16 protein-coding genes and 1 pseudogene are annotated in these 15,447 nt (G+C 42.0%); 9 read left to right on the top strand and 8 right to left on the bottom strand.

The window, feature by feature from the left end:
- The first annotated feature begins 102 nt into the window (after window positions 1-102).
- The 3 genes from trmA (at window position 103) to B3D47_RS10965 (ending at window position 2,536) form a co-directional block, all read left to right on the top strand.
- A complete protein-coding gene (gene trmA, locus B3D47_RS10975; RefSeq protein WP_286862011.1) occupies window positions 103-1,185 on the top strand; it encodes a tRNA (uridine(54)-C5)-methyltransferase TrmA in 1,083 nt (360 codons plus the stop codon).
- A 242-nt stretch (window positions 1,186-1,427) separates the two neighbouring features.
- A complete protein-coding gene (locus B3D47_RS10970) occupies window positions 1,428-1,652 on the top strand; it encodes a hypothetical protein (protein WP_008305254.1) in 225 nt (74 codons plus the stop codon).
- Window positions 1,653-1,966: 314 nt separating this feature from the next.
- Window positions 1,967-2,536: a lecithin retinol acyltransferase family protein gene (locus tag B3D47_RS10965; RefSeq protein ID WP_004812708.1), complete on the top strand. Its 570-nt coding sequence runs from the start codon at window positions 1,967-1,969 to the stop codon at window positions 2,534-2,536.
- A 33-nt stretch (window positions 2,537-2,569) separates the two neighbouring features.
- Here B3D47_RS10965 and B3D47_RS10960 read toward each other — a convergent pair whose 3' ends face one another.
- Together B3D47_RS10960 and B3D47_RS10955 are read right to left on the bottom strand one after the other, a co-directional pair.
- Window positions 2,570-3,481, bottom strand: a complete 912-nt coding sequence (locus B3D47_RS10960) for a bestrophin family protein (protein ID WP_008305256.1) — start codon at window positions 3,479-3,481, stop codon at window positions 2,570-2,572.
- 148 nt (window positions 3,482-3,629) lie between these two features.
- The gene (locus B3D47_RS10955; protein WP_286862009.1) at window positions 3,630-5,357 is read right to left on the bottom strand and encodes a glutamine--tRNA ligase/YqeY domain fusion protein; all 1,728 of its coding nucleotides are present in this window, start codon (window positions 5,355-5,357) and stop codon (window positions 3,630-3,632) included.
- A 477-nt stretch (window positions 5,358-5,834) separates the two neighbouring features.
- Between B3D47_RS10955 and B3D47_RS10950 the strand changes: the two genes are divergently transcribed.
- The 3 genes from B3D47_RS10950 (at window position 5,835) to B3D47_RS10940 (ending at window position 7,727) form a co-directional block, all read left to right on the top strand.
- Window positions 5,835-6,344 (top strand): peptidylprolyl isomerase, encoded by a 510-nt coding sequence (locus B3D47_RS10950; RefSeq protein ID WP_004812701.1) that lies wholly within the window; start codon window positions 5,835-5,837, stop codon window positions 6,342-6,344.
- Between the two features lie 110 nt (window positions 6,345-6,454).
- Window positions 6,455-7,171: a UDP-2,3-diacylglucosamine diphosphatase gene (locus B3D47_RS10945; RefSeq protein ID WP_286862007.1), complete on the top strand. Its 717-nt coding sequence runs from the start codon at window positions 6,455-6,457 to the stop codon at window positions 7,169-7,171.
- A 46-nt stretch (window positions 7,172-7,217) separates the two neighbouring features.
- Entirely contained in the window at window positions 7,218-7,727 is a 510-nt protein-coding gene (locus B3D47_RS10940; RefSeq protein ID WP_005221785.1) for a super-infection exclusion protein B, read from the top strand.
- 181 nt (window positions 7,728-7,908) lie between these two features.
- Here B3D47_RS10940 and hpaI read toward each other — a convergent pair whose 3' ends face one another.
- A complete protein-coding gene (gene hpaI, locus B3D47_RS10935) occupies window positions 7,909-8,703 on the bottom strand; it encodes a 4-hydroxy-2-oxoheptanedioate aldolase (RefSeq protein WP_286862004.1) in 795 nt (264 codons plus the stop codon).
- A 243-nt stretch (window positions 8,704-8,946) separates the two neighbouring features.
- Here hpaI and nfsB point away from each other — a divergent pair, with 243 nt between their 5' ends.
- Window positions 8,947-9,600 carry an oxygen-insensitive NAD(P)H nitroreductase gene (gene nfsB / locus B3D47_RS10930; protein WP_286862002.1) on the top strand — a complete coding sequence of 218 codons (654 nt, stop codon included), beginning with the start codon at window positions 8,947-8,949 and terminating at the stop codon, window positions 9,598-9,600.
- A gap of 298 nt (window positions 9,601-9,898) precedes the next feature.
- On the opposite strand, the gene B3D47_RS10920 is transcribed toward nfsB, so the two are convergent.
- From B3D47_RS10920 to B3D47_RS10905, 4 genes are all read right to left on the bottom strand, one after another.
- The gene (locus tag B3D47_RS10920) at window positions 9,899-10,753 is read right to left on the bottom strand and encodes a DMT family transporter (RefSeq protein WP_180184191.1); all 855 of its coding nucleotides are present in this window, start codon (window positions 10,751-10,753) and stop codon (window positions 9,899-9,901) included.
- A gap of 94 nt (window positions 10,754-10,847) precedes the next feature.
- Window positions 10,848-11,882 (bottom strand): class II fructose-bisphosphate aldolase, encoded by a 1,035-nt coding sequence (fba, locus tag B3D47_RS10915; RefSeq protein WP_004812686.1) that lies wholly within the window; start codon window positions 11,880-11,882, stop codon window positions 10,848-10,850.
- Between the two features lie 119 nt (window positions 11,883-12,001).
- Window positions 12,002-12,280, bottom strand: a complete 279-nt coding sequence (locus B3D47_RS10910) for a hypothetical protein (RefSeq protein ID WP_004894446.1) — start codon at window positions 12,278-12,280, stop codon at window positions 12,002-12,004.
- Between the two features lie 154 nt (window positions 12,281-12,434).
- Window positions 12,435-13,622, bottom strand: a complete 1,188-nt coding sequence (locus B3D47_RS10905; RefSeq protein WP_286861999.1) for a phosphoglycerate kinase — start codon at window positions 13,620-13,622, stop codon at window positions 12,435-12,437.
- Between the two features lie 140 nt (window positions 13,623-13,762).
- On the opposite strand from B3D47_RS10905, the gene B3D47_RS10900 reads away from it, so the two are divergent.
- Both B3D47_RS10900 and B3D47_RS10895 read left to right on the top strand, forming a co-directional pair.
- On the top strand, window positions 13,763-14,146 hold the full coding sequence (locus B3D47_RS10900) for a DUF2237 family protein (protein WP_005221773.1): 384 nt from the start codon (window positions 13,763-13,765) through the stop codon (window positions 14,144-14,146).
- A complete protein-coding gene (locus B3D47_RS10895; protein WP_163166226.1) occupies window positions 14,146-14,739 on the top strand; it encodes a Maf family protein in 594 nt (197 codons plus the stop codon). The genes B3D47_RS10900 and B3D47_RS10895 overlap by 1 nt, the downstream gene beginning before the upstream one ends.
- Before the next feature lie 59 nt (window positions 14,740-14,798).
- On the opposite strand, the pseudogene B3D47_RS10890 reads toward B3D47_RS10895, so the two are convergent.
- Window positions 14,799-15,447, bottom strand: a pseudogene (locus B3D47_RS10890) (cell wall protein); the annotation flags it as partial.

The following is a 15,447-nucleotide window of genomic DNA, read 5'->3' as shown; positions in this document are numbered from 1 at the left end:
TTTTAGCAGCTTTTCCGGCCTGTTTCCCTGAATAGTCTTAGGCAGAACAGCAATTTTTTGCTACCATCTTGGCTTTCAAAATATTTGCGATTTTTACTGCATATGACCTCATCTTATCAGCAACAACTGGATGCCAAAGTTGAACGCATTAGCGCGCAATTTGCCGAATATCAACCACCTGCTTTAGAAGTATTCGAATCACCTGAACAGTACTATCGCATGCGTGCTGAGTTTCGGATCTGGCATACTGAAGATGACCTGTTTTATGCCATGTTTGAACGTGATGAGAACAATAATAAAAAAGTCATCCGTATTGATGAGTTTCCGGTGGCCGACCGCAGTATTAATGCCTTAATGCCACTCTTATTGGCAGCACTTAAGGCTGAGCCTATTTTATCAAATCGTCTCTTTGAAGCGCATTTTCTTGCCACTTTAAAAGGTGAAATGTTGGTATCACTGGTTTATCGTTGCCCACTGACTGCTGAATGGGAAGCTGCAGCTAAGGCCATATCAGAACAACTCAATATTAAGATTTTTGGTCGTAGTCGTGGGCAGAAAGTCATTTTAACTGATGACTATGTTGTTGAAGAATTGACTGTGTTCGATCGCAAGTATCAATATAAGCAAATTGAAAGCAGTTTTACTCAACCCAATGCGCAAGTCTGCCAGAAAATGCTGGAATGGGCATGCAATGCTGCACAGCAGTCTGATAAAGACCTATTGGAGCTTTACTGTGGTAATGGCAACTTTACCTTACCACTCTCTACCCGCTTCCGTCGTGTATTAGCGACCGAACTGGCGAAATCTTCAGTCTATGCAGCTGAATGGAATATTCAGCAAAACGGTATCGACAATATTCAGGTGGCTCGTCTGTCTGCTGAAGAATTCACCCAAGCCTATAACGGTGAACGTGTGTTCCGTCGTTTGCAAGAAGCCAAAATTGATATTTCAACTTATGATTTTGATACTATCTTTGTCGACCCACCACGTGCCGGTATTGATGATGAAACACTCAAGTTACTGCAGCGCTTTGAACGAATCATCTATATTTCTTGCAATCCAGATACATTGCATGACAATCTGAAACAGCTGTCTCAGACGCATAAAATTACTAAATTTGCCCTGTTCGATCAGTTCCCATATACCCATCATGTGGAGTCAGGTGTGCTGCTGGAAAAACGCTAAAAATATTGTTTCAATTTATTTTTTTGTTACATAAATGGAGTTTCTAATAGCTCCATTTTTTGTTTTTAAAATAATGGACTTATACATGAATTCCATTATTTCAACTGAATAATATCGTTTGAAACACCAGCTGCAATCGGAAATTTTGAAGACCGTTTGCTGCTTTTATCACATAGGCCCTATTGCTTTATTTATTTAATTGGCTATATTTCAAGCTATGTTAGATCATGTATGAAGGCTCTATGAGTTTTTGGCAAAAGTTGTTCACTGCTGAACAACAAAATGAACACAAGAATCAAATTGCTTGTGTTGAAAATGACTGCGCTTGTAAGTCAAATGAACAGCTTCTTGAAGCATTGGCAAAAGCAACTGATGAAGACGTGATTGTCGGTATCAAAAAAGTTCTCGCTTCTCGCGGCTATAGCCGTAAGGAACTGAATGAACTGCAGCACTTGCCATTACAGTAGTGGTCAGGCTTTATTTTAAAAAAGCATTTGTGAAAGCAAATGCTTTTTTATTGGCTGGAACTTTTAAATAGAAGCATTATTCAATCTGTATGTTCTGCTCTGCTCTAGCTCTAGCTCTTGTCTTGGTTGAGTAGTGATCCTCAATAGTGCTTAGGCTATTTTAATCTTAAGCTTTCTACTTTTTTTCATCATTCCATTATTAACACAACTGATCAGTTCGCTGATTTTTCAGACATAAACATCGATAAAATCACAAAAACCCGTTAAACTTGGTTTCTTGAAACATTTGTACATCAATTGGCATTCAGTGGCATATGCAACAAACTCAACGTTTTCCCTTAGGTGCTCACCTTATGGTCAAACACTTCGGCTATACCCATCATGGTATTTATGCCGGACGAGGTCGTGTGATCCATTATTCCGGTTTTGCGCACTTATTTAAAAAGCACCCGATTGAAATTACCTCGATTGACAAGTTTAGTCATGGTAAACCAATCCAAGTTCAGGAATATGCACATACCAAATACAAAGGCCGTAAAGTTGTGCGTCGTATGCGTTCACGCATGCATGAAAATAATTATCATCTGATTATCAATAACTGTGAACATCTATGTACCTGGGCAATTACTGGCGTGGAAAGCAGCCCGCAGGTGATCCGCATGATGAACCGTCTAACCACCATTGGTTATATCAGTTCGATGATGAGCTTCATGAACAGTATGTTCCTGACATTAACCACCACTTGCTTTGCATTGGCACTATATATTAAAAAGAAATTACGCGACAAAGCAAAACGACGCTTACAGCAATACCGTGAGCTACAGGAACAATTCCAGGAACATACTCAGCAACCTGAAAAAACGCTAATTAAAAGCCCCAAATAAATGGGGCTTTTAATATGGACAAAAATAACCAACTTAACTCAGATGTCCTTTCCAGGACTGTAAAGGTTCAGGTATTTCCCGTCCTATAGAGCTTAAAGTTTCCCGCTCAACCAGGCGCACAATTGAATCAAGCGCCAGGTCATTGTCCTGTAGTCCAAAAGGTTCTTCCAGCTCGGCACTCAGCTCATCCAGGCCTAAAAACAGATAGGCAATCAATGCCACCAGGACTGGCGTCCATAACCCTAAATTGGCTTCCAGACTAAAAGGCAGAATAAAACAGAAAGAATACACCGCTCGATGTAACAGTACGGAATAAGAAAATGGCAACGGCGTCGACAGAATCCGGTCGCAACCTGCCTGAATATTTCCGAGCTCTACCGTATGCTGATTCAGGTTATTATAAATAATATCGGAGATCTGCCCTGATCGATAACATTCTACTAACTGTTTCTGCATCTGTTCCAGTACCCATTGTGCAGGATTAACCTGCTGCTTAAGCTGATTGAAAGCAATTGGATCAAACTGAGTATCAGGCTGGTAATGCTCAATGTTACTCTCTTGCTGACGCAAACGATCGCGCAATAAATGAGTAAACAGCATCATCCGGTATAAGAGCAATTCCCTGTTTTCAGTATCGAGTATGTGAGTATCCCGACTCAGGTGACGCGTGGTGGCGATCAATGCACCCCAAAGCTTACGCCCCTCCCACCAGCGATCATAACAGGCGGTATTCCGAAAACTCAGGAAGATCGAAAGAATTACCCCGAAGATGGTGAAGCCAATTGCAGGGACTGCAGGCAAGCTAAAAAAGTGCTCCCGGCTTAAATAAACCAGTACCCCAGAAATCAGAATCACTGACATAAGTGCGGGTAATACCTTAGGCAAAATGGTGCCATGCCACGCAAACAGCAGACTAAAACTATTACTTTTATCACGGACGATCATGTTTTTGTTTTACGCTCCATAGAAATAGCCCAACCGGAGTTGGGCTATCTAAAGATATTAGAACCAAACTGTTTTGAATCCGCCGAGGCCAATTGGTTTCCTTGGCAGCAAATGATCAATACAATTTAAGTCACCAAACCAAAACAACTTATTTACCTGGCTTAAAGCTGTCTTTCAGGTCCAGAATACGGTTAAACACTGGCTTTTCACTTGAGTGATCGTATTGGTCCGCTACAAAGTAACCTTCACGTTCGAACTGGAAGCGGTCTTCCGGTTTAGCCTCTGCAAGTGCTGGCTCAATTACGGCTTGTACCACTTTCAATGACTCAGGGTTCAGGTTCGCCAGGAAATCATCCCCAGTTTCTGGATCAGATTCAGTGAACAGACGGTCATAGATACGAACTTCTGCAGGAATACCTTTAGTTGCAGATACCCAGTGAATTACACCTTTGACTTTACGGCCTTCGGGGTTTTTACCTAAAGTTTCAGGATCAATTGAACATTTCAGCTCAACCACTTCACCATTTTCATCTTTAATCACTTCATCACATTTGATGACATAAGCATGACGAAGACGCACTTCACCGCCAGGAATCAGACGTTTAAAGCCTTTAGGTGGTTCTTCTTCAAAGTCTTTACGGTCAATGTAAATTTCAGAGGTCAATGGAATCACACGCTCGCCCATATCCACATTTGGGTGACGAGAATGCGTCAGATCCATATCCGCTGGCAGATTGGTTAAAGTCACTTTCAGTGGATTAAGTACTGCCATACCACGTGCAGCCGCATTTTCCAGAGACTGGCGAATGCAATACTCCAGCATTGCTACATCGACGATACTGCCATCAACCTTAGATACACCTACCCGCTTACAGAAGTCACGCAGACCTTCCGGGGTGAAACCACGACGGCGCATACCCACCACAGTTGGCATACGTGGGTCATCCCAACCATTCACATATCCGCCTTCAACCAGTTTACGCAACTTACGCTTAGAAGTAATGGTGTAGTCGACATTCAGACGGCTTGATTCATACTGACGTGGAACAGCTGGGGATTGAACTTTCTCAACCACCCAGTCATAGAATGGACGGTGATCCTGAAATTCCAGTGTACATAAAGAGTGTGTTACACCTTCAATGGCATCGGATAATGGATGCGCATAGTCGTACATAGGGTAGATTTTCCATTTGTCGCCAGTCTGATGATGTTCAGAATGCAGGATACGATACAGGATCGGATCACGCATATGCACGTTTGGAGATGCCATGTCGATCTTGGCACGAAGCACAGCCTGACCTTCCGCAAACTCGCCATTGCGCATTTTCTCAAAACGCTCTAGGTTTTCAGCAACAGTGGCATCACGTTGTGGCGAGTTTTTACCTGGTTCTACAAAGTTACCACGGTTTAACTTGATTTCTTCTGGAGACTGTAAATCCACATAGGCATCGCCCTGTTCGATCAGTTGAATAGCCCAGGTATAAAGCTGATCAAAATAGCTCGATGCATAGCGCGGCTCACCATTCCATTCAAAACCTAACCATTTCACATCATTGGCAATACCATCAACATATTCTTGTTCTTCAGCATCCGGGTTGGTATCGTCAAAACGCAGATTACATAAACCATTAAATTCTTGAGCAATACCAAAGTTCAGACAGATCGCTTTTACATGTCCGATATGCAGGTAACCATTTGGCTCAGGTGGGAAACGTGTCACCACTTGTTGAGTACGGCCTGCTTCTAAATCATCAGTGATGACCTGGCGCACAAAGTCTAAGCCCGGTTGTTGTTCCTGCTGCTGCGCTGAATCGACTGCATTCTTGTTTTGGGTCGGGTTCTCGGGCAGAGATGTAACAACATCATTTGGCTTCATGATCAATCATTCACTTCTAAAGTTAAAAATAAGGGTTTTATGTCCTGTTACGGGAGGCTTTAGACATGCCGTAAAACATAAACTAAAGTCCCCTAGTTTAACTTTAGGTGATCAATCTCTCAACTGCTAACTGTGGCATTTGTTTTCTATTCAATCATTTTAAAATGATCAGGCCAGGTCTGCTGTAATTGCATGCAAATTTGGACGAATGATCCGGAGCTTTTTCATAAATATAATCGCATGTCGCTGTTTAAGAAAAGAAACATACTCTTGCAAAAAAATGTGTCATTGTTAATTGGTAAAGCGCAGGCAATTATCTGGATTTACCTGCTGGAACAATGCATAAATAAGATACGATTTTCAGAATTTTATCCGAGAAAAGTATATTTTTGCTTGCCTTGTCGATTACAGTTTGCTTATGCTTCTCTCATTCAAAAAAACCCATGACTTCAAAGGTCATGATCAGGAGATTACACAATGAGTTTTCCTCAAGTCGAATTAAACACCAATAAAGGTCGTATTGTTCTTGAATTAAACGCTGAAAAAGCACCTAAAACAGTGGCAAACTTCTTAGAATATGTACGTGACGGTTTTTATGACGGCGTAATTTTCCACCGCGTTATTGATGGTTTCATGATTCAAGGCGGCGGCATGGACGAAAACTTTAAAGAAAAAGCAACGCGTGACGCGATTGAAAACGAAGCTGACAACGGCCTGAGCAATGACGTTGGTACCATTGCAATGGCACGTACTCAAGCACCTCACTCTGCTTCTGCTCAGTTCTTCATTAACGTGAAAAACAATGCTTTCCTTAACCATACTGGCAAAACTGCACAAGGTTGGGGTTATGCAGTATTTGGTAAAGTTGTTGAAGGCATGGACGTTGTTGACGCAATCAAAGGTGTTCGCACTGGTAACCGTGGCTACCACGCTGACGTTCCACTAGAGAACGTTGTAATCGAATCTGCAAAAATCATTTCTGAATAAAAAACGTCCTCTCCGTTCTTTATGAGTTTTAAAGCGATGCTTTAAAACGGTGTAATGGAAAATCCCTCATATGAATGAGGGCTCTAGAGAGGAATAAAAGGAAAAGATTTGTGACCCATCTGTTTATCGCCGATTTACATTTGTCACCTGATCACCCTCGACTCGTTCGGGGGTTTTTAGATTTATTAGATGCCTATAAAGATAAGAATACCCAACTCTATATTCTGGGTGACTGGTTTAATGCCTGGATTGGTGACGACTATACCGCTCCTTGGCTGGATGAAATTATTGAGCATTTAAAACAGTTCACCAAAGCGGGTAATCAGGTTTATTTTCTGGTCGGTAACCGTGACTTCGCTTTGGGCAAAGATTTTCTAAATCAGTTCACAGGACAGCTCTTGCCCGATGTTCAGTTCTTAACGATTGCTGGCAAAAAGATTCGTATAGAACATGGCGACGAACTCTGCACCGATGACATCAGCTATCAAAGATTCCGTAAAATTATCCGTCATCCCTGGTTAGTTGGCTTTTTAAGGAAAATGCCGTTGTCTTTTCGTGCCCGGTTGGCACAAGGTTTCCGCAAGAAAAGCCATGAAGCGCAGCAGTTCAAAAGCTATGAGGTTATGGACGTGAATCAAGATGCTGTTAACACCGCACTACAAGATGTCGATCTGCTGATTCATGGTCATACTCATCGTGCCAATATTCATGATGTAAATAGCAAAAAGCGGATTGTCTTAGGCGACTGGAGAGAAGAATCTGCGCAGATTCTTGAGCTTTCTGGTGATCCTGAGCAAGAAATACAGCTGACGACTTGGTATTACTAAATATAGCGGAATTACGACTAAGAAAATTCACTTGCTCTTTATTAAAATGATCAGTTATCATTCAATTAATTTTATTATTTTTCATACACATAAAATGAAATCCAGTTTTCAAAAAGCTAATAGTATATTTCTTATATTTGTGTCCTTAATATTTGCAGTTTCTACTCTTGAAATTGACCCAAATCTAAGTCAATTTGTTAATAGCTACTTCACATTTTTATTAATTATATTCCTCATAAGTCTCTCATTTTTGATATATGACCTCATTGTTTTTCTAAAACGTCAAAAAGAACAACGAGATTTAATTTCAAAAACACAAAAAGAATTTATCAATTCTTTGACAAAATTATCTTATGAAGAGAAGAATATTCTGTCATTATTTATGGATGGAAAAGTTCAAGAAAAGAGTTTAAATTCTAATGATCAAGCAGTAGCTTGGCTTGAAGCGGTGAAGTTTATTTACAACACTGGAAGGCTAGAAGGTAATAAAAAAATTTATCGCATTGAACCTACTCTTTCAAAATATTTGATGCAAAATCCTAATACACTTTACTAATAAAAAGCCCTGAATTAATCAAGGCTTTTTATTTTAGGTGATTATGTAGGTACATAATGTGAAAAACTGTTTCATCAAGGTCCTGCTGAAGCTAACTTAAAAAACTGAATTACTAAATCTAAGCTAAATAATAGGCAACTGGTTACAGTTGTCTTTCTCATTTCAGGATGTAGAAAGCAGATTAATATCCACCTTCAGATTTCACCACTTCAGTACCCTGCTTATATTTAAATAACAGTTCACGCAAAGAATTCATCAGCACACTGGTATCCACGCCGACCGCAACAAATTCAGCTCCCAAATCGAGATATTTTTGAGTAATATCATGTTGTGTCGACAGAATACCGGCCGCTTTACCAGCAGCACGAATCCGCTGAATCGCGTCAATCACGGCTTTTTGAACTTCAGGATGATTTGGATTGCCTTGATACCCCATAGTGGCAGACAGATCCACTGCACCAATAAAAACACCATCAATACCATCGACCTTTAAAATTTCATCCAGATTTTCCAGACCTTTTACCGATTCAATCTGAATCAACAGACAGATATCTTCATGGGCGGTTTGGTAATAATTCGGAATACTATTCCAGCGGGTAGCACGTGCCAGCGCTGCACCAACACCCCGGATCCCTTCTGGTGGATAACGTACCGCTTTTACCATCAGCTCGGCCTGTTCAACCGTTTCAACCATGGGGATGAGTAAGCTTTGCGCGCCAATATCCAGAAGCTGCTTGATGAGCTGTACACTGCCAATGGGTGGGCGTACCACTGCCTGGGATGGATAGGCTGCAATACTTTGTAGTTGCGATAACGTGGTTCTTAAATCACTAGGTGCATGCTCACCATCAATCAGCAGCCAGTCATAGCCGGCATTGGCAGCAATTTCTGTACCGTAAGCATCTGCCAGACCGACCCATAACCCGATTTGCTGTTCAGTTTTGAGTTTTCTTTTGAAGTAATTGGTGTATTGCATACGCCCGCTCGCTTACATGTTATTGCTTATAAGCTTATTAAACGCCTCTTGGCAAAAAGTGCCAATAGTGAAAAGCTCTTTTATCATTAGCCAAAGCTCTAAGTGCTAACATTATAAATAGTAGATATCTGCACAACTTATGCTTTGCCTGAAGGAAATTTATTGTAATAATCCACTTCACTTACAGTATGACTTTACTGTATGCCCCCATCCAAGATCAACAAAGACGAATGGAGTCCAGTTATGGATTTACTTAAGGTTTCTGAATCTCGTTATACGACAAAGGCTTATGATCCATCCAAGAAAATTCCGCAGGAACAGTTTGATCGTTTGTCCGAGATTCTTCGCCTGGCTCCCTCTTCAATTAATATCCAGCCCTGGCATTTTTTTATCGCTGACCATGCTGATGCCAAAGCACGTATTGCCAAGGCTTTGGTGGGTACATATGCCTATAATGCACCAAAAGTATTGGATTCTTCGCATACGATTCTTTTCTGCACCAAAGCTGACATTACTGAGCAGCATTTAGATAATCTTCTGGAACGTGATGATTTACTCGGCCGTTTTAAAGATGAAATCGCCAAAGAAGCACAGCGCAATACCCGTACAGGTTATGTTGAATATTACCGTAATGAAAAAGGTGATATTCAGCGTTGGGCAGAAAACCAGACCTTTATTGCACTGGGTCAAATGTTAATTGCTGCAGCAATCGAAGGTGTAGATGCAACGCCCATTGGTGGCTTTGATGAAGGCATTCTTACTGAAGAATTGAAGCTCAATGAACAAGGCTTGATTCCATCTGTACTTATGACTTTGGGTTACCGCAGTGAAAATGATTTCAATGCCAAGCTGCCAAAATCCCGTCTGAAAGCTGAAGATGTTTTCACCAAACTGTAAGAATTTTATGCTATAAAAGGGGCGCAAAGCCCCTTTACTTGTCATTATGGGCCTAATTTTTGCTTAACTAAAGAACACTTATAATTCAGAATAACAATAGAGGTATCCATGTCAGTTCTTCCATCCAGACCAATGAAATTTGAATGCAAACACTGCGAAAAAATCTATCTACATCAATATAAGCATGAACAGCATCGTTATCCGCATTGTCCACACTGCCGACAGGCTGGCATGCTTCTGGGCCTGGCTGAAAAAGAAGACCTGATTCGCCTACCATTAGATTATGCCAGTGCCTATGTCAAGCAGACATGGCATAGGCTAAGCAGATAACACTGGCAAGCCCCAGCACCAACCCGAGACTGCTTGCAGGCTTTAGACGCTCTTTAAAGAAGACCAGGCCTGCAAGTACCCCAAACACCACTACCAGAATATTCATTCCCGCAAACACAATCGCTGGTGTATCTTTTAGCAGCATATGCGCTTTAACATAAAACGCTATATTGGCGAAGTTCAGCCCCCCTAGAACCAGCCCGGCGCCAATATGCTTCAAATCACCAAGATGATGATATTTAATCACTAGATAAGTCATTGAGAAAATAAAGGCACAAATGAACATCAGGTTCAGCGTCACAGCGAACTGTAATCCCAAACTGGTGGTGTATTTCAGTAACACATCAATCAGTGCATATCCGCCCCAGACTAATCCCAGATACAGCATACCTCGAGTTCCTGTGCCAGTATCATTCCGATTAGATAACAGGATACAAATCACCGCAGTGATCCCAAGACCGATTCCAATGATTTTCAGCTGGCTAAACTGTTCCTGAAAGATGAAATAAGCTGCTGCAAGAGAAAGTACGACTGATAGACGCTGGGCGATTTCTGTCTTTAAGATCCCCGCTGTTTGCAAAGCCCGAGCCAGCAGCAGAAATACACTTGGCAACAAGATACCTAGGGCAAAAATCAGTAACCACGGCGTATGAGTGACTGATACATGTGCCAGATCAGGTTTAAACCAGCAATAGCAAAGAACACTTGCTGTGGCATAGTTCCAGGCAATCAGATGAATGGGATTGAGTCCCCTGTTCCTTCCTGTCTTGAGTAAAATCGAGACCATGACGCTGCATAGTGCAGCTGCAAAGATCAGTTCCATTGCATGCTCATCATTATTTTTAAGTACGCTATTTTAATACAAAAAAAGCCCACAAGATTTTTGTGGGCTTTCAAGCATGATTTCAGGCTAGCAATTAGTAGCGAGAAACCATTTTTTCCAATGAAATTGGACGAATCTTGTCAGCATTACCTGCTGTACCAAATGCTTCGTAACGATCTACACAGATTTGCTTCATTGCTTCAACGGTTGCAGCAAAGAATTTACGTGGATCGAATTCACTTGGTTTTTCAGCCATCATACGACGCATTGCACCAGTTGAAGCTAAACGTAAGTCTGTGTCGATGTTGATTTTACGGACACCGTGTTTGATCGCCTCAACCAGTTGCTCAACAGGAACACCATATGTTTCTTTGATGTCGCCGCCATACTGGTTAATTACAGCTAACCATTCTTGTGGCACAGAGCTTGAACCGTGCATTACAAGGTGCGTATTTGGCAGTGCTTCGTGAATTTCTTTAATGCGGTCGATCGCAAGAATATCACCTGTAGGTGGACGCGTGAATTTATACGCACCGTGAGAAGTACCTACAGCAATTGCTAAAGCATCGACGTTAGTATCAGCAACGAATTGACGCGCTTCTTCAACTGAAGTTAAAAGCTGAGAATGATCTAGTACACCTTCAGCGCCTACACCATCTTCTTCACCCGCCATACCTGTTTCAAGGCTACCCAGACAACCAATTTCCCCTTCAACAGAAACGCCACACGCATGCGCCATTTGTACCGTACGACGAGTGACATCGACGTTGTATTCATATGAAGTTGGTGTTTTACCGTCTTCACCCAAAGAACCATCCATCATCACTGATGAGAAGCCTAACTGGATAGAACGTTGACATACGTCAGGGCTGGTACCGTGGTCTTGATGCATTACCACTGGAATGTGTGGCCATTCTTCGATTGCTGCCAAAATCAGATGACGCAAGAACGGTGCACCTGCGTACTTACGTGCACCCGCAGATGCCTGTACGATTACAGGTGAATTTGTTTGGTCTGCTGCCAACATAATGGCACGCATTTGTTCTAAGTTGTTTACGTTAAATGCTGGTACGCCGTAAGCATGTTCGCCGGCGTGATCCAAGAGCTGGCGCAATGAAATAAGAGCCATAATATCCTCCCAGTGAATGCCACATATTCTACATGCACAAAGGTTTCAATTCAGCAACAAATAACACTATTTAAAAAAAATCCCTGCATTTGCAGGGATTTTGTCTCACATTGACCCAATTAAGGTGCCACAGCTTCCGAAGTTGCTGCAACTGACTCGTCTGCAGTCGCTGCATCTGCCGGAGCATTCGCAATTTCAGCAGGAATGTCGGTATTTTTTTCATCTAGAACCGGCTGATCAATTGCATCAATCGCTGCTTGCTGTTCTGGCGTTACAGTCTCATCCGCAACAGCTGCCGAAGCTTCTGCTTCAGCTGCTGGGGCATTTTCCTGTTTCGCACATGCAGTCAGTGCCAATGATGCTGCCAATAATGCCGCTAAAGTTAACTGTCTTTTCATCACGTAATCTCATCATTTGGTGATTTAATGTCTGCATCTTATGACAGATTTATTGCATTTTAATGACGAAGCCATGAATGATAAGTGTCCGCTGTCAAAAAAATGACATAAAAAAGCTGGCACTTGGCCAGCTTTTTTAGGCTAAAACATGCAATTAAGCGCGTTCTAGCAGTACTGCAACTGCAGGAAGGGTTTTACCTTCGACAAATTCAAGGAATGCACCGCCACCAGTCGAGATATAACCAATTTTGTCAGCAACGTTGTATTTATCAATCGCAGCAAGCGTGTCACCACCACCTGCAATCGAGAAACCTTCCGATTCAGCAATCGCTAACGATAGAGTTTTCGTGCCTTCACCGAATTGATCGACTTCAAATACGCCCACTGGACCATTCCAAAGAATCGTTTTAGACGTTTTCAAAATTTCAGCAAATGCTTTTGCAGTTTCTGGACCTACATCAAGGATCATGTCGTTGTCAGTAACATCTTCAACTTTTTTCACAACCGCTTTAGCAGCAGCCAATGAACCCAGGAAGTCATCAAAATTGATTTCAGATGCATCAGCAACCACAACGTCCGTTGGAAGCGGAACAGAAACTTTGGCTGCAATTGCTTTAGCTGTGTCGATCAAATCACTTTCACACAGTGATTTACCTACATTGTAGCCAGCAGCTGCAAGGAAAGTATTCGCGATACCACCACCTACGATCAATTGATCACAGATATCAGAAAGTGAAGTCAATACGTCTAGTTTAGTTGAAACCTTGGAACCAGCAACGATTGCCACCATTGGTTTTTCAGGAGTTTTCAACGCACGACCCAAAGCATCCAATTCTGCTGCAAGTAAAGGACCCGCTGCCGCCACTTTCGCCAGACGAGCCACACCTTCAGTAGATGCTTCTGCACGGTGTGCTGTACCAAATGCATCCATTACAAATACGTCACAAAGTGCTGCATATTTCGCTGCAAGCTCAGGATTATTTTTCTTTTCACCGACGTTGAAGCGGCAGTTCTCAAGTAAAACCACTTGACCAGGTTGAACTTCAACGCCATCCAGGTAGTCAGTGAATAACTTTACTTCCTGACCTAATGCTTCAGTCAAATATGCTGCTACAGGTGCAAGTGACTGTTCAGCTTTAGGCTCACCTTCAACTGGACGACCAAGGTGTGAATACACCATAACCGCTGCACCTTTTTCTACGGCAGCTTTAATAGTTGGCAATGCTGCACGTAAACGCGCATCGCTAGTAATCACGCCATTTTTAACAGGGACGTTTAAATCTTCACGAATAAGAACGCGCTTACCCGCAAGGTCAAGGTCAGTCATACGTTGAAAGTTCATCTAGAGCTCTCTTTATAGATATTAAAAACGAGGCGATTTTAAATGATTATGCAGAAAAAGGTTAGCATCTTTTGCAGAAAAGCTAACGATTGCCAAAGTTTTGTTATGATAAGAAAAAGCATCCATCAGATTCAGTACCCATGTCGATACATCCAGATCCAGATTTGAACCGTTTAAATGTTTTGGGCGAGCCATTGGCGAGCTGCTGTTTTGACCCGATTACCGGCTACTTCCGTAATGGTTTCTGCCACACTTCCCCTAGTGACCTGGGCCAACATACAGTTTGTGCACAGATGACTTCGGAGTTTTTAAATTTCTCCCAAAAAGTAGGTAATGATCTGATTACACCATTACCAGAAGTCGGTTTTCCGGGGCTTCAGCCAGGTGATTTCTGGTGTATTTGCGTGACGCGCTGGGTGGAAGCTTATGAAGCAGGCCAGGCGCCACCAATCAAGCTGCAAGCCTGCCATAAAGCAGTTCTAGCCTATGTCCCTCTGCATGTTTTAGAAGAATACGCTGTCTAATGAATACCGCAAAGATTATTCTGGCCTCTTCCAGCCAGACCCGTAAAGAATTGATGAATCGCTTACGTCTTGACTACGTATCGATCGTCCCGGATATCGATGAATCACCACAAGGTGAAAATCATGCGGATGACTTAGCCAAGCGACTGGCTTTTGAAAAAGCCCGACATGTGGCTGAGCAACACCCAGATGCAATCGTCATTGGCTCTGACCAGGTGGCTTGGCGTGAAGGCGCACCAGATATCTTTATTGGCAAGCCCTTAACTGCTGAAAAAGCAATTCGCCAGTTACAGGCCAATTCAGACAAGATTGTATATTTCAGTACAGCACTGAGCGTGCAACAGAAATCTAGCGGTTTTGAGCAAACTCTGGTTGAGCATTATAAGGTAAAATTCCGCAAGCTATCTCAAGCTGAAATCGAACGTTATATTGACATTGAACAGCCTCTGCACTGCGCTGGCAGCTTTAAATGTGAAAGCTTAGGCATTAGTCTGTTTGAAGAAATGATTGGTCAGGACCAGACGACGTTGATGGGCATGCCGATGATCAAACTATGCAATATCTTGCGTGAGCTGGATATTCTGTTGCCTTAAAAATTAGTAAGAAAGCAGTTTTAGGACTGCTTTTTAGCAACTATCGATCAGGTAAATATTTAACCAATAATCTGTTGCTGCTCAGATAAAAGCTGTTGCAACATGAGATCTGATTGATTTTCCAATATCAACGGATCGCTGGCTTGCGCAACCTCTTCAGCATCAGTTTGAATAATAATTTTATCCCCTTCATTCCCTACTACAATAATATTGTCTACATGACTAGAATCAGAAAGCAGCTCAGCTAATGAAACTGTATCTGATCGCATAAAGTCGATATTCATCAAACTACTTTCTTTTTCTATACCCTCTAACAACAGATTCATCTGATTATTTAAATTTGAAATTGCATCCGCTGTATTTAGTACTTTATAAACTTGCGTATTGTTATCCAAGCCCGAAGAAATGAAATCTATGAGCTGTTTAGCATCAATAATATCCTCGTTCCCATCTGATGGAATAACATCATGATTAGTATCAGCTGGCCCTTGTTGCTCTTTAGAACTATTCCTCATAAATTCTTGTGATGTTTTAAACCTGCTCACAGCTTCTTGATCAGGAACGGTATATTCATTTTGTTCAACTAGGTTAAGTCGAGCTAGTCGAAGTATTGGATTTGTTGGTTCTGGTTGCCCCGGCTCTGGCTCAGGTTCTACTGGCACTTCTGGTTCCGGCTCTGGTTCTATTGGTACTTCTGGTTCAGGTTCT

The organism is Acinetobacter sp. UBA3461 (genome assembly GCF_002381195.1).
Taxonomy (GTDB): domain Bacteria; phylum Pseudomonadota; class Gammaproteobacteria; order Pseudomonadales; family Moraxellaceae; genus Acinetobacter; species Acinetobacter schindleri.
This window is presented reverse-complemented; position numbering and strand designations above follow the sequence as displayed.

Bases quoted from the DNA above. Each gene is read 5' to 3' on its own strand.
- B3D47_RS10955 (WP_286862009.1), bottom strand. From the start codon at position 5,357: ATGAAGCCAAATGATGTTGTTACATCTCTGCCCGAGAACCCGACCCAA.
- B3D47_RS10940 (WP_005221785.1), top strand. From the start codon at position 7,218: ATGATCAGTTATCATTCAATTAATTTTATTATTTTTCATACACATAAA.
- B3D47_RS10895 (WP_163166226.1), top strand. From the start codon at position 14,146: ATGAATACCGCAAAGATTATTCTGGCCTCTTCCAGCCAGACCCGTAAA.
- B3D47_RS10950 (WP_004812701.1), top strand. From the start codon at position 5,835: ATGAGTTTTCCTCAAGTCGAATTAAACACCAATAAAGGTCGTATTGTT.
- fba (WP_004812686.1), bottom strand. From the start codon at position 11,882: ATGGCTCTTATTTCATTGCGCCAGCTCTTGGATCACGCCGGCGAACAT.
- trmA (WP_286862011.1), top strand. From the start codon at position 103: ATGACCTCATCTTATCAGCAACAACTGGATGCCAAAGTTGAACGCATT.
- B3D47_RS10920 (WP_180184191.1), bottom strand. From the start codon at position 10,753: ATGGAACTGATCTTTGCAGCTGCACTATGCAGCGTCATGGTCTCGATT.
- nfsB (WP_286862002.1), top strand. From the start codon at position 8,947: ATGGATTTACTTAAGGTTTCTGAATCTCGTTATACGACAAAGGCTTAT.
- hpaI (WP_286862004.1), bottom strand. From the start codon at position 8,703: ATGCAATACACCAATTACTTCAAAAGAAAACTCAAAACTGAACAGCAA.
- B3D47_RS10965 (WP_004812708.1), top strand. From the start codon at position 1,967: ATGCAACAAACTCAACGTTTTCCCTTAGGTGCTCACCTTATGGTCAAA.
- B3D47_RS10910 (WP_004894446.1), bottom strand. From the start codon at position 12,280: ATGAAAAGACAGTTAACTTTAGCGGCATTATTGGCAGCATCATTGGCA.
- B3D47_RS10970 (WP_008305254.1), top strand. From the start codon at position 1,428: ATGAGTTTTTGGCAAAAGTTGTTCACTGCTGAACAACAAAATGAACAC.
- B3D47_RS10905 (WP_286861999.1), bottom strand. From the start codon at position 13,622: ATGAACTTTCAACGTATGACTGACCTTGACCTTGCGGGTAAGCGCGTT.
- B3D47_RS10960 (WP_008305256.1), bottom strand. From the start codon at position 3,481: ATGATCGTCCGTGATAAAAGTAATAGTTTTAGTCTGCTGTTTGCGTGG.
- B3D47_RS10900 (WP_005221773.1), top strand. From the start codon at position 13,763: ATGTCGATACATCCAGATCCAGATTTGAACCGTTTAAATGTTTTGGGC.